The 15,281-nt window shown below is 37.1% G+C and carries 15 protein-coding genes; 7 read left to right on the forward strand and 8 right to left on the reverse strand.

Annotated elements, in window-relative coordinates; genetic code table 11:
- Positions 1-3: 3 nt before the first annotated feature.
- Together BUA76_RS12280 and BUA76_RS12285 are read left to right on the forward strand one after the other, a co-directional pair.
- Positions 4-687, forward strand: coding sequence for a hypothetical protein (locus BUA76_RS12280; protein WP_072885102.1), 684 nt, complete (start codon positions 4-6; stop codon positions 685-687).
- 276 nt (positions 688-963) lie between these two features.
- Positions 964-3,825 (forward strand): M16 family metallopeptidase, encoded by a 2,862-nt coding sequence (locus BUA76_RS12285; RefSeq protein WP_072885103.1) that lies wholly within the window; start codon positions 964-966, stop codon positions 3,823-3,825.
- 159 nt (positions 3,826-3,984) lie between these two features.
- Here BUA76_RS12285 and BUA76_RS12290 read toward each other — a convergent pair whose 3' ends face one another.
- Positions 3,985-4,569: a DUF3109 family protein gene (locus BUA76_RS12290; RefSeq protein ID WP_072885104.1), complete on the reverse strand. Its 585-nt coding sequence runs from the start codon at positions 4,567-4,569 to the stop codon at positions 3,985-3,987.
- Positions 4,570-4,574: 5 nt separating this feature from the next.
- Complete coding sequence (locus tag BUA76_RS12295; protein WP_072885105.1) at positions 4,575-5,480, reverse strand: DUF6427 family protein; 906 nt, start codon at positions 5,478-5,480, stop codon at positions 4,575-4,577.
- 42 nt (positions 5,481-5,522) lie between these two features.
- Between BUA76_RS12295 and BUA76_RS12300 the strand changes: the two genes are divergently transcribed.
- Entirely contained in the window at positions 5,523-5,756 is a 234-nt protein-coding gene (locus BUA76_RS12300; protein WP_072885106.1) for a DUF6341 family protein, read from the forward strand.
- Positions 5,757-5,834: 78 nt separating this feature from the next.
- Here BUA76_RS12300 and BUA76_RS12305 read toward each other — a convergent pair whose 3' ends face one another.
- From BUA76_RS12305 to BUA76_RS12330, 6 genes are all read right to left on the reverse strand, one after another.
- Positions 5,835-6,272 carry a universal stress protein gene (locus tag BUA76_RS12305; protein ID WP_072885107.1) on the reverse strand — a complete coding sequence of 146 codons (438 nt, stop codon included), beginning with the start codon at positions 6,270-6,272 and terminating at the stop codon, positions 5,835-5,837.
- 60 nt (positions 6,273-6,332) lie between these two features.
- Positions 6,333-6,938, reverse strand: a complete 606-nt coding sequence (locus BUA76_RS12310) for a fumarylacetoacetate hydrolase family protein (protein WP_072885108.1) — start codon at positions 6,936-6,938, stop codon at positions 6,333-6,335.
- Between the two features lie 61 nt (positions 6,939-6,999).
- A complete protein-coding gene (locus BUA76_RS12315) occupies positions 7,000-7,332 on the reverse strand; it encodes a hypothetical protein (protein WP_072885109.1) in 333 nt (110 codons plus the stop codon).
- 106 nt (positions 7,333-7,438) lie between these two features.
- Positions 7,439-7,837: a putative signal transducing protein gene (locus BUA76_RS12320; RefSeq protein ID WP_072885110.1), complete on the reverse strand. Its 399-nt coding sequence runs from the start codon at positions 7,835-7,837 to the stop codon at positions 7,439-7,441.
- Between the two features lie 2 nt (positions 7,838-7,839).
- Complete coding sequence (locus tag BUA76_RS12325) at positions 7,840-8,604, reverse strand: 3'-5' exonuclease (protein WP_072885111.1); 765 nt, start codon at positions 8,602-8,604, stop codon at positions 7,840-7,842.
- A gap of 107 nt (positions 8,605-8,711) precedes the next feature.
- The gene (locus BUA76_RS12330; protein WP_072885112.1) at positions 8,712-9,425 is read right to left on the reverse strand and encodes a CDP-alcohol phosphatidyltransferase family protein; all 714 of its coding nucleotides are present in this window, start codon (positions 9,423-9,425) and stop codon (positions 8,712-8,714) included.
- Between the two features lie 130 nt (positions 9,426-9,555).
- Between BUA76_RS12330 and BUA76_RS12335 the strand changes: the two genes are divergently transcribed.
- The 4 genes from BUA76_RS12335 (at position 9,556) to BUA76_RS12350 (ending at position 15,260) form a co-directional block, all read left to right on the forward strand.
- On the forward strand, positions 9,556-11,487 hold the full coding sequence (locus BUA76_RS12335; protein ID WP_072885113.1) for an LTA synthase family protein: 1,932 nt from the start codon (positions 9,556-9,558) through the stop codon (positions 11,485-11,487).
- A 150-nt stretch (positions 11,488-11,637) separates the two neighbouring features.
- The gene (locus BUA76_RS12340; protein WP_072885114.1) at positions 11,638-12,054 is read left to right on the forward strand and encodes a DUF2147 domain-containing protein; all 417 of its coding nucleotides are present in this window, start codon (positions 11,638-11,640) and stop codon (positions 12,052-12,054) included.
- Positions 12,055-12,162: 108 nt separating this feature from the next.
- Positions 12,163-13,143 carry a pyruvate dehydrogenase complex E1 component subunit beta gene (locus tag BUA76_RS12345; protein WP_072885115.1) on the forward strand — a complete coding sequence of 327 codons (981 nt, stop codon included), beginning with the start codon at positions 12,163-12,165 and terminating at the stop codon, positions 13,141-13,143.
- A gap of 122 nt (positions 13,144-13,265) precedes the next feature.
- Positions 13,266-15,260, forward strand: a complete 1,995-nt coding sequence (locus tag BUA76_RS12350) for a KUP/HAK/KT family potassium transporter (RefSeq protein WP_072885116.1) — start codon at positions 13,266-13,268, stop codon at positions 15,258-15,260.
- Positions 15,261-15,281: the final 21 nt, after the last annotated feature.

The raw sequence follows: 15,281 nt of genomic DNA on the forward strand, positions 1-15,281 counted from the left end.
TATATGAAAAAGATCATCATTCCGTTTTTTTGTGTAGTGCTTTATGCTGCTCCAATGGCTGCACAGACAAAAACCGCTCCCGCTAAATCGGAGGCCGTAAAATCGAAATTAACCCCCAAAGAAGTTATTGATAACTATCTGAAAGCTTTGGGAGGAAAAGATAAACTCGAAGGTATTAAAACAACCCTTATCGAAAATACCCTTACCGTTCAGGGAATGGATGTTATGATGACCACAAAGAAAATGGGAAACAAATTCAAGTCCGAACAATCTGTAATGGGCCAGAAAATGGTTCAGTTCTTTGATGGTGAAAAAGGATATTTTGAGCAGGGAGGTCAGAAAATGGATATCCCGGCTGATAAAATCCCGGATTTAAAGAAAAGCAAAGTGATTGACGCATTGTCTTATGATCCTGCAACTTTCTCAACTGTTACCGTGGAAAAAATTAATGGAAAAGATTATAATGTATTGACCTCAAGTAAAGGGACGTTCTATTTTGATGCTTCTACAGGATTGCTTTATAAGTCTTCTGCCGAGGAAGGAACAGCAGTTGTAAAAAGCTATATGACTGTAGACGGTATAAAATTCCCACAGGAAATTGAGGCGGAAGGAAATGGCCAGAAAGTGATCATTAAAACTACAAAAGTTACCCTGAATTCAGGAGTTTCGGATGCAGATTTTAAATAGAATTGCTTATAAATAAAATTTCAGCCGGGCTTGTCCCGGTTTTTTTATGCAAATGAAATATTCCTAAAAGTCTATATCTCTGTATGTTTAAATTAATAATTTTTAATGAAAAATATAATTTATAATTAATTTACTGCCAATTTCTCTCACGTATTCTTCAATAGCTATTTAAATTTAACGGTATTTAACGCTATTTAACTTTAAATACTATTTTTATTATTTCTTCGTTTTGTGAATAAATGATATTTTTGAACCATAAAAATTAATAATCAACCTATGAAGAAAATGCTATCTTCATTTGCAGTAATTTTTCTATTCTCTGCAAATGCTTTCGCTCAGAATATTCCTACGGATCCTTCTGTAAGAATCGGTACTCTTTCAAACGGAATGAAGTACTACATCAAGAAAAATACATTGCCGGAAAAGAAAGTGGATTTCAGATTGGCCATCAATGCAGGATCTATTCTTGAAGACGACAATCAGAGAGGTCTGGCCCATTTCATGGAGCATATGAACTTCAACGGGACAAAAAATTTTCCGGATAACAAGCTGGTAGATTTCCTGCAGTCGATCGGGGTGAAATTCGGGCAGCATCTTAATGCCTATACAAGTTTCGACGAAACAGTGTACATGCTTCCTGTTCCTTTGGATAAACCAGGAAATCTTGACGCAGGTCTGAAAGTAATGGAAGACTGGGCCTTCAACGCTACACTTTCCGATGAGCAAATCAATAAGGAAAGAGGTGTCGTACTGGAAGAATTGAGATTAGGTCTTGGCGCTGATAAAAGGATGGCAGATAAATATCTTCCTAAACTGCTGTACAATTCTCAATATGCAGAACGTCTTCCGATAGGTAAAAAAGAAGTGCTGGAGAACTTCAAGCCTGAAGTAATCAGACAGTTCCACAAAGACTGGTACAGACCGGACCTTATGGCGATTGTTGTAGTAGGAGACATCAATGTAGATGAAGTTGAAAAGAAAATTAAAGATAATTTCAGCAAATATAAAAATCCGGCAAAACCGAGGGAAAGAAAAACATTCGATTTACCCAATCATAAGGAAACGTTAGTAGCTGTTGAAACGGACCCTGACGCTACAAACTCAATGGTTCAGTTTATCATGAAAGATTCTGAAGCGTATCAGCCGGATGTTACCGTTGAGCAGTACAACCAGAGTATTATCGAAAATCTTACATCAACGATGCTCAATAACAGGTTGAGAGAGCTTGTAAATTCTACCAATCCTCCTTTTACTTACGGATCTGTTTACCACGGAGGCACGTATGCAAGAAGTAAAGAAGGATTCCAGGGATTTGCAATGGTAAAGGACGGCGGCCAGCTTAACGCATTGAAAGTTCTTCTCGAAGAAACGGAGCGGGCAAAAAGATTCGGCTTTACACAAACGGAACTGGACCGAGCAAAAGCACAGATTTTATCAAATCTCGAAAGATCATACAATAACCGTGACAAAACGGAAAGTGATATGCTGGTGGATGAATATGTAAGAAACTTCCTTGAAAAAGAACCGATCCCCGGAATTGCATGGGAATATGAAGATACAAAGAAATTCTTACCTTCTGTGACACTGGCTCAAACGAATGAAGTCATTAAAAAATTTGTTAAGGATGACAGCAGAGTGGTAGTAATAACCGGCCCTCAAAAAGAAAATGTTCAGATGCCTTCACAAGCTATGGTTTTAAATATGTTTGAAAGCGTGAAAATGGCAGATCTCAAACCTTATGAGGAAAAAGAAACCATTAAAAATCTGGTAAAACCATTCAAATCAGAAGGTAAAATTGCCAAAACGGAAACTGATGCCAAACTGGGAACAACAACATGGACCTTAAGCAACGGAGCAAAAGTAACATTCAAAAAAACTGATTTTAAAGACGATGAAATTGTGTTCTCTGCGAGAAGCCTGGGCGGAAGTTCATTAATTAACGACGCAGATTATAACAAAACGCAGTTTGCTTTTCCTGCGCTTTCGGAAGCTGGAGTAAACGGTTTTTCAAAATCTGATCTTACCAACTATCTTGCAGGAAAACAGGTAAGTGTAAACCCAATGGTAAGTTCATTGTTTGAAGGGATTTCCGGACGTACTACCCAAAAAGACCTGGGAACGGCAATGGAACTCATGTATGCTTATTTTACAGGGCTGAATTATAATCCTGATGCATTCAATGCTTATAAAATCAAGCAGTCTGCCATGCTGGATAATTTATTGTCGAATCCGCAGTTTTATTTCTCCAGTGAGCATGCTAAATTCATGAATCAGAAAAACCCTAGATTTATAGGCATTGTTCCGTTGGAAAAAGAGTGGGCCAATACCGATTATAAAAAGGCATACGACATTTATAAAGAAAAGTTCGGCAATGCAGGAAACTTCCACTTTTATTTTGTAGGAAATATTGATGAACCTAAATTTAAAAATGAAGTGCTGCAGTATATTGCAAGCCTTCCTTCAACAGGGAAATCTACCAACTTCAAAGATACAGGTTACAGGCAAATGAGCGGAGATTTCACCAAAGTGTATAAGAAAGGGAAAGATCCTAAAAGTATGGTGACCATTTCTTATGCAGGTGAAACGCCTTATAATGAAAAAGAAGCCCTGGCTCTGGAAGCTTTAGGAGAGGTGGCAACCATTAAAGTAATTGAAAAGCTGCGTGAAGATGAGAGCGGAATCTACGGTGGCGGAGCAAGAGGCGGAATGATAAAAGTTCCTTATGGAAATTACTATTTCAGCATCAGTTTCCCTTGTGGCCCTGAAAACGCGGAGAAACTTACCAAAAGTGCATTGGCGGAACTTCAGAAGCTTATTGAGAAAGGTCCGGAACAGAAAGATCTTGACAAATATAAAGAAGGAGAATACAATGATCATAAAACCAGTATGAAAGATAATATGTACTGGATGAATGCGCTTACCAAAAATCAGATGAGCGAAAGCGACAAATACGAAATCCTGAATTATGAAGAAAAAGTAAAAGCTTTAACCGCAAAAGATCTTCAGGAGGTAGGTAAAAAGTATCTTACAAAAGGAAGAGTTGTAGCTACATTAATGCCGGAAGATGGCTGGGAAAATGCCAAAAAAGATGAAACGAAACCTGAAGCGTCAGTCATCAAAACCGGAGCTGCTCAATAATCAATCTAATATTCCAAACAAAACCCGTCCGATTACTTACCGGACGGGCTTTTTTATTTAATTCATTAAGGTTAATGTCGAATTTTAAGGTTATTTGAACATTTATAAATCAACCCTCAAACTCTCAAACCCTCAAACACATATACGCTCAAACAACCATCAAGAGCCGTACTCTTTCTTCCATTCCTCAGCCGCTCCGCTCAGTACTTCATAAAATTCTTCGCCGTATTTTCTGATTAAAGGTGTTTTCAGGAATTTGTACACCGGAACCTGAAGCTCTCTCCCTAATGTGCATGCATTGCTGCAAACGCTCCATTCATGGTAATTTAAAGCCGTAAAAGAAGAATATTCCGTAACACGGATTGGGTAAAGGTGACAGGAAATAGGTTTTTGCCAATCTACGGCACCGTCTTCATATGCTTTTTCGATACCGCATTTGGTAATACCTTTTTCATCAAAAGTCACATAAGCACATTCGCGGCCTTCCACCATTGGGGTCACATACATTCCGTCCATAGGATCGGTGGTCCATGTTCCCTGTTCTTCCAGAGCTTTAATACCTTCCGCAGTGAGATAAGGCTTAATCTTATCAAAAATACCATCTAAAATTTCCAGCTCATCCTTATCGAGAGGAGCGCCAACATCCCCTTCTACACAACAGGCACCCTTACATTTCGTAAGGTTGCAGACAAACTCTTCGGAAAAAATTTCCTCGGAGATCAATTTATCGTCAATCTGAATCATAATCTTTAAAATAAATCAAAATAAGTTCCGGCTTTAAAACCGATTAAACTAAAAATAATCAGCCACAGGCTCACTTCCTGCATCCAGTATTTCGGGAGAAATCGTAACATTCTGCTTAGAATGATAGTGGATGGAAATGCGAGCAGTAACAGATATTCATACATTGTATTCATATACAGGATAATAGTGATAAGCTGGGCAAACGAAAAAACCAGTAGAAAAGTATATTTGTACCTGCTCACAGGGCTTTTCTTATTGTAATTACTGAAATGATCATATACTGCATAGATGAGCATCAGTATAATGGGAATTAACGGCAGTAACCTTTCATACTCCGTAACCAGCTTCATTTTTCCGAAAGGAAAATAATCTGTATTCCAGGAATTGTAATTCAGGAAAAACATTACTGAAAAATAACTCAGAACAATCAGGAGAATTCCTAATAGAAACCTGAAAATATTCAGGCTTATTCTTTCAGAAGTAGCAATCACATGGATGATTACGAAAACAGCCATGGGCCATGTAGTAGGAAGGAAAATAAAATTCAGCGCTACAATCGAGCCTACCAGAACATATGATTTTTTTCTGATGTCTTCATTGGTGCTGGTAAGCAGCAGCAGCAGAAAGGAATTGGTAAGCAGTGCAACGGCCAGTCCGATGTCCAGTTTCCCGGGATATAAACCAAAAATGAAAAATGTATATAAAAATAAAGGCAGGTGCGTCTGGTAATTCAGTGCAATGCTGTGAAAACAAAAATATCCCAGTGCAATCCCCAGAAAAGTAATTCCGGCTACAATGGCTTCATAGGTGTTGAAATTCAGGAAATTAAAAGTTATTACTATTAAAAGAAGGAAACCAATATAAACCGGGATTGAAAAAATATTGCTTTCTTTTGAAAGTAATTTAAACATTTTTTATAAATTTGTACAAAGTTAATTTAAAAAAGGAAAATAATGACGTCTTTCTTTCTATTCTTAAGCAAAGTTTTCAAATGGTCGTTTGGTTTTTTTGATGCATTCGGGAACGTATTAAACTGGGTTTTATTTATTGTTTGCTGCGCATTGTTTACCTACTGGTGCTATGTTTTGGTAAAAACCCTTGGTAACAATAAAGACAAAGACTACTATTCTCCAACGGAAGGTAAGTTTCCTTACTATGATCCGAACATCTACAAAAAAGAAGGTTAATTAATTGGTTATATAGTAAAAAGCCGATCAAATTCTGTTTGGTCGGCTTTTTTATTACTAACGATTAAAATTTATTCTTTATTCATGAACAGGCAATACCAGTACAGGAATGTTGGAGTCTTTAGTGATTCCTTTGGTTAAGCTTCCTACAAAAACATCGTAAATCCCGCTTCTTCCGTGGGAGCCCATAACAATAAAATCTGCTTTTTTATCCTGTGCATGCTCCAAAATAATATCTTTGGCAATACCCTGCTTTAGGATGTGTTCGCACTCTACATCATGAGCAAGAATTCTTTGCTGGATTTTATTTAACTGTACCAGTTCTTCCCGGATTTCGTTTTCCTCAACCTCCGGAAAATACTGGAATCCCATATCACCGATGGCAAAACCAATATCCGACGGTGCTACGTGGATCAGAAAAATTCTTCCGTTGATTTGCTTTGCAAATTTCACCGCACCTTCTACAAGCTGCTCTGTTTTGTCCCCAAAATCTACGGGCAATACAATATTTACCATAACCTTTAATTTTGTCTACTAAAGTTAAGAAAAATATGGCACAAAACAACGTTAAATTATCTATAATATTCTGATATCAATCACTTTTTTGTCTTCAAGATAGGCTTCCAGAATGTCATTTTCCTCAACTTTTCCTACACCTTTCGGAGTACCTGTGAAAATAAGATCTCCTACTCTTAAAGTGAAATACTGTGATACGAAAGCGATAATATCATCAATCGTAAACATCATGTCTTTCGTATTTCCGTCCTGAACTTTCTCATTATTCTTTAATAATGAAAAGCTTAAAGATTCCAGATTAAAATCCTCTTTTTTAAAGAAATTTCCAACAACTGCAGAACCGTCAAATCCCTTAGCAAGCTCCCACGGAAGGCCTTTTGATTTTAACTCGCTTTGCAAATCCCTCGCTGTAAAATCAATTCCTAACCCGATTTCCTCATAATGTTTATGAGCCGTTTCTTTTTGGATGTATTTTCCGCCCTTTGCAATTTTCACCACCACTTCCAGTTCATAATGAACATCATTTGAAAATTCGGGAATATAAAAATCATTTCCTTTCAGGACTGCCGTATCCGGTTTCATAAAGATAACCGGCCTTTCCGGTATTTCATTTCCCAGTTCTTTGGCGTGTTCGCTGTAATTTCTTCCTATACAGATTATTTTCATAACTTTTTATTTTGTCATTCTGAGAAGCGAATGCGACGAAGCAATTTCAACTTCACATTATTTAATAAACTTTATTTTCATTGATACTAAGCTTCCATCTTTCAACTTTCTTTCTTTTTTTGAAGCTTTTTCCCGCTTTCCACTGTATCTTTTTGGCGACGGGCTCCGCTTTGCTCCGCCCGCCGCCAAAAAGGATGCCGTTGCAATCGGGGCTAGGAGAGTGAATCGTCAGTCTCTGCGAACCAATTGTAAAAAATTCACCATTTACTATTTTAAAAGCCACCCCGTCAAAAATTCTTTGAATTTTCGCCACCCCTCCAAAGGAGGGGAATGGTAACGTCTTATCTTGATATAATCTTTTTAAAGTAATAAACAAAACAAAGCCATTGCTCATTTGCTGAGTGAAATCGAAGATTCGACATACTCAAACGCCTTTGTGAACGAAAAATATACCTATCAAAATCTCAAAATCTTTGCCGTCTTTGCGTTAAAGATTCTTATCAATGCATAAATTCATTTCCGCAATAATAGCACACAAATTTATGGCTTGTCAGAATTGAAATTCCAAAAAAGCTCGTTGCGCTGTCATCTCTGTAAATATGATTCGAACTGCATTTCGGACAGACAAAATCAAATTCGGGATCCGAGATCGTATGTTCCACTTCCAGGGAAAACTGCTCATTTTCTTTATATTCTTCCAAAGCTTGGTGCGCTTTCTCAAGATCTTCTTCAAAAACCTGCAGCTGAATTCCGCCAACAGCCTGAGACAACAGCCAGTCCGACTGGATCAGCTGCTCGTTCGCAATAAAGCTGTTGATCCCGCTTTCCGCCAGGATCTGCTTGTCACGGTTCGCCTGAAGTGCCGTTTCGTAGAATTTGAATTGTACAAGATTACTCATCGTTAAAATCTGCTTGATAACTGAATTTTTGTAAATACCTTTTTCGTATACAGCGGAAATTCAGCATTCTGAAGCCATCCGTAATACCCGAGATCTTTCTGGAATATCACTTTTACGCACTGTCCTTTGTACTTCCCGAAGTTGAAAACTTCTTCCAGTTTTTCGTTATACCCGATAAATCCTGCCAGATCCGCATGTTTATTATGGAAGGTAAATTCACTCAGCGGCCCGATTTCATTCGGGATGTCGTCATATTTTCCAACCTGTGCATCCAACACTTCAAAGGTTGCCATAACATCTGCTTCCGCAGAATGAGCGTTTTCCAAAGTCTTTCCGCAATAGAACTGATAAGCGGCACTAAGGTTTCTCGGCTCTTTTTTATGGAAGATGGTCTGTGCATCCACTAATCTGAATTTGCTCAAATCAAAATCAATTCCCACTCTCAATAGTTCTTCAGCAAGAAGCGGAACATCAAAACGATTAGAATTAAAACCTCCCAGGTCACTTCCGGCAAGCATTTCCATGATCTTCGGAGCAATTTCTTTAAAAGTGGGAGCGTCTTTTATATCTTCATCATAAATTCCGTGGATTTCGCTGCATTCTTTAGGAATTGGCATTTCCGGATTGACCCTCCAGGTTTTGCTTTCTCTTGAAGAATCAGGATTTACCTTTAAAATGCAGATCTCAACAATCCGGTCTCTTCCAATGTTGGTTCCTGTTGTTTCTAAATCAAAAATGCAAAGCGGTTTATGTAATTTTAAGTTCATTTTTAAATTGCTTTTAGCTAATGGCGATTGGCATTGCTTTCTCGCCTGTATTTATTTTATAATTGAGATATATGAATTGAGGACGGAAGTTTCCATCTTCAATCATCTTATTTTAATTGTTTTTGAAAGATAAGAGAAATTAAAATATAATAAATGATGACTAAAGGAATTCCGACAGCTTTAAAAATTATTAAAATGATTATAGCGCCAATCAGGAAAGCTATTTTCGGATAATTATCCTGCAATTTCATCGATTTGAATTTCATCGCAATCATTTTGATCGGTGAAATCAGAAGCCATGATGAAAGTATGGTTAAAATGATCATTAAGATGCTGTTGTTCACTAAATGAACAAAGATTTCTTCATGCCTGAAAGCATAATATAATCCAAAAATAAGTATGGTATTGCTGGGCGTGTTCAATCCTTTGAAATAATATTTCTGCTCTTCATCAAGATTGAAAATAGCCAGTCTCAGACAGGAAAAAAGAGTAATTAAAAATCCAAAATATTTAATTTCAAAAGGAAGCTGCAATCCTGATATTTCATGACCGAACGGTTCCAGTATCTTAAACATGGTAAGCCCTGGAATCAGGCCGAAACTTACCATATCCGCCAAAGAATCAAGCTGGGTTCCCAAATTGGAATTTGCCTTTAACGCTCTTGCCGTAAAACCATCAAAGAAATCCAGGATCAGAGAAAGTACGATGCAAAACGCAGTAGTCTGATAATCTCCTGAGATAAGATGAATAGCACCGATACATCCGGAAAGCAGGTTTCCTAACGTTATCGCGTTGGCAAGGTTATTTTTAATAAAATTCATGGACACAAAATTAATAAATTAAAGTAACAAAGCATTAATTAAACGGCACATCAATTAAAGCAGATTGCTAAGCCGTTGCCGTTGCAGGGAGATATTGCTAAATTAATTCGAATTTAGTGTAAATTTGCGCATGAATTTTTTTAAAGAGTTTAGAAAACAGGAGTTTCTGGTGCTTTTATACAGGATCTTTTTAGCCTATTTTTTCTATCAGATCGCAAGGTTTTTGTTCTGGTATTTCAACAGGGATTTAATAAAGGTTGATTCGCTGTCGGATTATTTCAGTCTTTCTTTCCACGGAATCGCATTTGATACCACGGCTATTTTATATGTCAATGCGCTTTTTATTCTTTTAAGTATCATTCCTGTTATCATTAACACCAAAAAAAATTACCAGAAATTTCTTTTCCTGCTGTATTTTATAACCAATGGAATTGCCTATGCCATGAATTTCGGAGATATGGTGTATTTCAGGTTTTCGCAGATGAGGCTTACCTCTGCTGCGCTTCAGGTGGCACAGCATGAGAATAATATCTTTAAGGTTTTTACATCTTCAATTGTACAGAATCCTTTTGTGCTTATTGGATTTGTACTTTTCATGACATTATGGGTTTTCCTCTATAAAAAAGTAAAAATAACAGAGCACAGACCGGTAAAGCTGGTTCCGTATTTTATCTGGTCTGTTGTACTGCTTTGTGTAACCACTGTTCTTGCTGTTGGCGGAATACGGGGGGACTTCAAACACAGCACAAGACCGATCAATCTGGTAGATGCCAATCGTTTTGCCAGGCTGCCTTCCCAGGGAAACATGGTGCTGAACAGTACTTTTTCATTCTTCAGAACTTTGAATACAAACAATTTTAACGAAGTTCATTTCGTTGATGAAAAATTTATTACAGAAAATATTCATCCTTACAAATTGTATGAAAGGAAAGTTGAGAATCATCCCAATATCATTATTTTTATTGTAGAATCCTTCGGGAGAGAATACTCGGGAGCCTTCAACAGGGATAAGAATATTAAAGATTATGTTTCCTACACTCCGTTTATCGACAGTCTTGCTAATCAAAGTCTTATTTTTCCAAATACGTTTGCCAACGGACGGCAATCCATCCACGGAATGAGTTCCGTGTTGGCCGGAATTCCAAGTCTTACGGATGCCTTTACCAGTTCACCGTATTCCAACCAGAAAATACAGTCTATTGTTTCGGTTTGTAATGAAATGGGTTACGATACCTCTTTTTATCATGGTGCTCCGAACGGTTCAATGGGTTTTTTAGGTTTTGGAAATATTCTGGGCTTTAAACACTATTTCGGTAAGACGGAATACAATAATGATAATGATTTTGACGGAATGTGGTCGATCTGGGACGAGCCGTTTTTACAATATTTTGCTAAAAATACGGGTGAAAAACAGCCTTTTATGACGACGGTTTTTACAGCATCTTCTCATCATCCCTTTAAAATTCCTGAAAAATATAACGGAAAATTCAAGAAAGGAAAAAACCAGATGCATGAGCCGATTCAATATACGGATTATGCGATAAAAAAATATTTTGAAACGGCTAAAAAACAGCCGTGGTTTAAAAATACAATATTTGTTTTCACGGGAGATCACACCAATGAAGTCTATTATCCCGAATACGAAAAAATGATGAACCGGTTTGCCGTTCCCTTGATTTTCTACTCTCCTAATTCTGAATATCATTTAAAAGGCGTAAATCCTGAATTTGCCCAGCAGATTGATATTTATCCTACATTAGCGGACCTCATAGGATATAATAAAAAAATCAGGAGCTGGGGAAGAAGTCTGGTAAGTGAAAAACAGGAAGCTCCGATTATTGCCAATTCGGATGGGGCCGTAGAGCAGTTTATTATCGGGAATTATATTTACCGCTTTGATGGTAAGGAAGTGTTAGGTGTTTTTGAAAAAACAGATCTTGGACTTGAGAAAAATCTCCTGAATCAGTTAAAAAATAAACCTGAAGTCCAAAAAGGAATGCTTTCTGCCAAGGCATGGTATCAGGATTATATGGACAGAGTCATCAACAGAAAACTATATTAAATGTATAAAATGCTTTAACTATTTGATTTAAAGTGAATCTATAATAATATATGTTCAGGATAAGAAAAATTTTTGTTATGTGAAAATTAATTTCTATTTTTAACGATATAGATAACAAAATAAAGTTTTTGAAATTAAAATTATAAGAATATGAGAAAATTATTATTAACCTTCATCCTTTCTTTTGTCGGTGTTTTATCATTCGCTCAGATCGAAGGAAAATGGAAAACAATAGATGACGAGACAAAACAGGCAAAATCTATTGTGGAAATCTATAAGAAAGGAGACCAGTATTACGGGAAAGTGTCACAGCTTTTGATAAAACCTGCCAACCCGAACTGCGTAGATTGTAAAGATGACAGAAAAAACAAGCCTATTCTGGGCATGGAAATTATCAGAGGACTGAAAAAAGAAGGGGATGAATTCACCGGAGGAACGATTACTGATCCAAAAACGGGTAAAACCTATAAATGTACCATCAAAAGAGAGGGAGATAAGCTAAACGTAAGAGGATATCTTGGTTTTTCTCTTATCGGAAGAACACAGACATGGTATAAAGTTAACTAATTAGCATTAAATAAAAAATAATACGCGGCATTTCAGAAATGAAATGCCGTTTTTGTTATGTAATAATAAAAAAACACTATTTTTGTACTCTAAATTTTTCAAATAAATATGGCAGAATATACTTTTCGTGAGGTAATTGCACAGGCAATGAGCGAGGAAATGCGTAAAGACGAATCCATCTTTTTAATGGGGGAGGAAGTAGCAGAATACAATGGTGCATATAAAGCTTCAAAAGGAATGCTTGATGAATTTGGTCCAAAGAGAGTAATCGATACCCCAATCGCAGAGCTTGGTTTTACAGGAATTGCTGTGGGAGCTGCGATGAATGGTAACAGACCAATTGTAGAGTATATGACATTCAATTTCTCATTGGTTGGTATTGATCAGATTATCAATAATGCGGCAAAAATCCGTCAGATGAGTGGTGGACAATGGAATTGTCCTATCGTTTTCCGTGGTCCTACTGCTTCTGCAGGTCAATTGGGTGCTACTCACTCTCAGGCTTTCGAAAACTGGTTTGCAAATATTCCGGGGCTAAAAGTAGTGGTTCCATCAAACCCATATGATGCAAAAGGATTATTGAAAACAGCAATTCAGGATAATGATCCTGTAATTTTCATGGAGTCTGAACAGATGTACGGAGATAAAATGGAAATTCCTGAAGAAGAATATTATTTACCAATCGGAAAAGCTGACATTAAAAGAGAAGGAAGTGATGTAACTTTGGTATCTTTCGGGAAAATCATGAAGCTTGCGATTCAGGCAGCTGAAGATTTGGCTAAAGAGGGAATTTCTGTAGAAGTGATTGATCTTAGAACGGTTCGTCCTCTGGATTATGATACTGTTTTAGCTTCCGTTAAGAAAACAAACAGATTGGTTGTACTGGAAGAAGCGTGGCCGTTTGGTTCTGTAGCTTCAGAAATTACTTACATGGTACAGCAGAAAGCGTTTGATTATCTTGATGCACCTATTAAGAGAATTACAACTCCTGATGCACCAGCTCCTTACTCTTCTGCTTTATTTGCAGAATGGTTCCCAAAACTTGAAAAAGTAAAAGAAGAAATCAAAAAAGCGATGTACGTAAAATAATTAACATAATTATAGAGAAAAACTTCCGGAAGGAAGTTTTTTCATTTATTATATTCATGAAGAAAAGTTCTTGGGGTTGTAAATTTGATTTAAATTTGCGCTTTTAAATAAATTGAGCTGATATGGCAGAAGTTGTAGAAAGCGGTCATCACTTTGACATTAAAAAGCTTTCTTTCATTGGAGTTTTGGTTTCTCTGGGTATTGTTTTCGGAGATATTGGTACTTCACCGCTTTACGTAATGAAAGCGATCGTCAACGCAAGAGAAGAAGGAAATACCTTACCTTTTAACGAATATATTGAAGGAGCACTTTCATGTATTATTTGGACACTTACCCTTCAGACCACCATCAAATACGTTATTATTGCGCTTCGGGCAGATAACAAAGGAGAAGGCGGAATTCTTGCCTTATTTTCATTGGTGAAAAACCTTAAAAAGGGCTGGCTTTATCTCATTGCGATTGTAGGAGCGGCAGCACTTATCGCCGATGGGGTTATTACACCCTCTCTTACCGTAATGTCGGCTATTGAAGGTCTCGAAATCTACAATCCGCACACTCCGGTAGTTCCCATTACCATTGGAATTTTGATTGTTATTTTCTTTGTTCAGCAGTTCGGGACAAGTTTTATAGGAAAATTTTTCGGGCCTGTAATGGTGATTTGGTTCCTTGTTTTAGGCGGGCTGGGCTTGTCGCATTTAAGCGAAAATATGGAAATCCTGAGATCATTCAATCCGTATTATGCTTATAAACTGATTGTTAATTCTCCGAGTGCTATTATCATTCTGGGAGCTGTTTTCCTTTGTACAACAGGAGCTGAGGCATTGTATTCTGACTTAGGACACTGCGGTGCAAAAAATATCAGGGTAAGCTGGGGCTTTGTGAAAATCATGCTGATCTTAAACTATCTCGGCCAGGGAGCCTGGCTTTTAACCAATTATAATAAACCTGGCTTTTCGGTGGTTAATCCTTTCTTCGGAATTATGGAAGAGTGGATGGTAATTCCGGGAGTTATTCTGGCAACGGCTGCTGCAATTATTGCAAGCCAGGCTTTAATTACAGGTTCATTTACCATTTTCTCAGAAGCAATGTCTCTGAATCTGTGGCCGAACCAGAAAATTGATTATCCTTCCGGGGTAAAAGGACAAATGTACATTCCGAGAATCAACTGGGGACTTTTGCTGTTCTGTATTGTTGTAGTATTGCACTTTAAAGAATCCGGGAAAATGGAAGCCGCATATGGTTTATCCATCACCGTAACGATGTTGATGACCACTGTTTTGCTGGTGTTCTGGCTGTTGAAAAAGAGAATCAACAAATTGCTGATCCTGGTTTTTGCACTGGTGTATATGGCTATTGAGCTTGGTTTCTTCAGTGCAAATGTGATCAAATTTATGGATGGGGGCTGGATTACCGTAGTATTGGCGGGTTCAATAGGAATTTGTATGTACGCATGGTATAACGGAAGATCTATTAAAACAAAATTTATCAAATTTATTAAGCTGGAAACTTATATCCCAATCATTAAAGATATGAAGCTTGATGAAACAATACCGAAATATGCTACCAATCTTGCTTACCTGAGCCGTGCTAAAAAGAATGACGAAATAGAATCAAAAATTATCTATTCCATTATTAAAAAACAACCTAAAAGGGCTGATCATTATTTCATCCTGGCTATTACTAATCAGGAAGATCCTTATACTTTCAAATATACCGTGGATGAAGTTCTTCCGGGTACAATTTATAAGATTAATTTCATGTTAGGCTTCAAAATAGACAGGAGAATCAATGATTATTTTGATATGGTGTTAAGAGACATGATGGCAGATGGAACAATTCCTTCAAGAAGCAGCCATCCTTCATTAAGGGCTCACAATATTCCTCCCGATCTTAAATATGTGATCATAGATAATACCTATATCAACGATATTCTTCTTACGGTAAAAGAGAAAATTATTCTTAATATTTATAACTTTGTTAAGTATATCGGAAGTGATGATTTCAAAGCCTGGGGAATCACTTCACACAATGTAGTGGTGGAATCTGCACCGATGACAGAAGACTGCGTTAGTAAATCGAGAATAGAACAATGTGGCTTCATTCGTCATAATAGTTAAATTCTTTAACATTCCGGTACA

This window comes from Chryseobacterium takakiae (assembly GCF_900129385.1).
Lineage (GTDB): Bacteria > Bacteroidota > Bacteroidia > Flavobacteriales > Weeksellaceae > Chryseobacterium > Chryseobacterium takakiae.

Coding starts and splice junctions, on each gene's coding strand:
- BUA76_RS12280 (WP_072885102.1), top strand. CDS start 4: ATGAAAAAGATCATCATTCCGTTTTTTTGTGTAGTGCTTTATGCTGCT.
- BUA76_RS12285 (WP_072885103.1), top strand. CDS start 964: ATGAAGAAAATGCTATCTTCATTTGCAGTAATTTTTCTATTCTCTGCA.
- BUA76_RS12290 (WP_072885104.1), bottom strand. CDS start 4,569: ATGATTCAGATTGACGATAAATTGATCTCCGAGGAAATTTTTTCCGAA.
- BUA76_RS12295 (WP_072885105.1), bottom strand. CDS start 5,480: ATGTTTAAATTACTTTCAAAAGAAAGCAATATTTTTTCAATCCCGGTT.
- BUA76_RS12300 (WP_072885106.1), top strand. CDS start 5,523: ATGACGTCTTTCTTTCTATTCTTAAGCAAAGTTTTCAAATGGTCGTTT.
- BUA76_RS12305 (WP_072885107.1), bottom strand. CDS start 6,272: ATGGTAAATATTGTATTGCCCGTAGATTTTGGGGACAAAACAGAGCAG.
- BUA76_RS12310 (WP_072885108.1), bottom strand. CDS start 6,938: ATGAAAATAATCTGTATAGGAAGAAATTACAGCGAACACGCCAAAGAA.
- BUA76_RS12315 (WP_072885109.1), bottom strand. CDS start 7,332: ATGAGCAATGGCTTTGTTTTGTTTATTACTTTAAAAAGATTATATCAA.
- BUA76_RS12320 (WP_072885110.1), bottom strand. CDS start 7,837: ATGAGTAATCTTGTACAATTCAAATTCTACGAAACGGCACTTCAGGCG.
- BUA76_RS12325 (WP_072885111.1), bottom strand. CDS start 8,604: ATGAACTTAAAATTACATAAACCGCTTTGCATTTTTGATTTAGAAACA.
- BUA76_RS12330 (WP_072885112.1), bottom strand. CDS start 9,425: ATGAATTTTATTAAAAATAACCTTGCCAACGCGATAACGTTAGGAAAC.
- BUA76_RS12335 (WP_072885113.1), top strand. CDS start 9,556: ATGAATTTTTTTAAAGAGTTTAGAAAACAGGAGTTTCTGGTGCTTTTA.
- BUA76_RS12340 (WP_072885114.1), top strand. CDS start 11,638: ATGAGAAAATTATTATTAACCTTCATCCTTTCTTTTGTCGGTGTTTTA.
- BUA76_RS12345 (WP_072885115.1), top strand. CDS start 12,163: ATGGCAGAATATACTTTTCGTGAGGTAATTGCACAGGCAATGAGCGAG.
- BUA76_RS12350 (WP_072885116.1), top strand. CDS start 13,266: ATGGCAGAAGTTGTAGAAAGCGGTCATCACTTTGACATTAAAAAGCTT.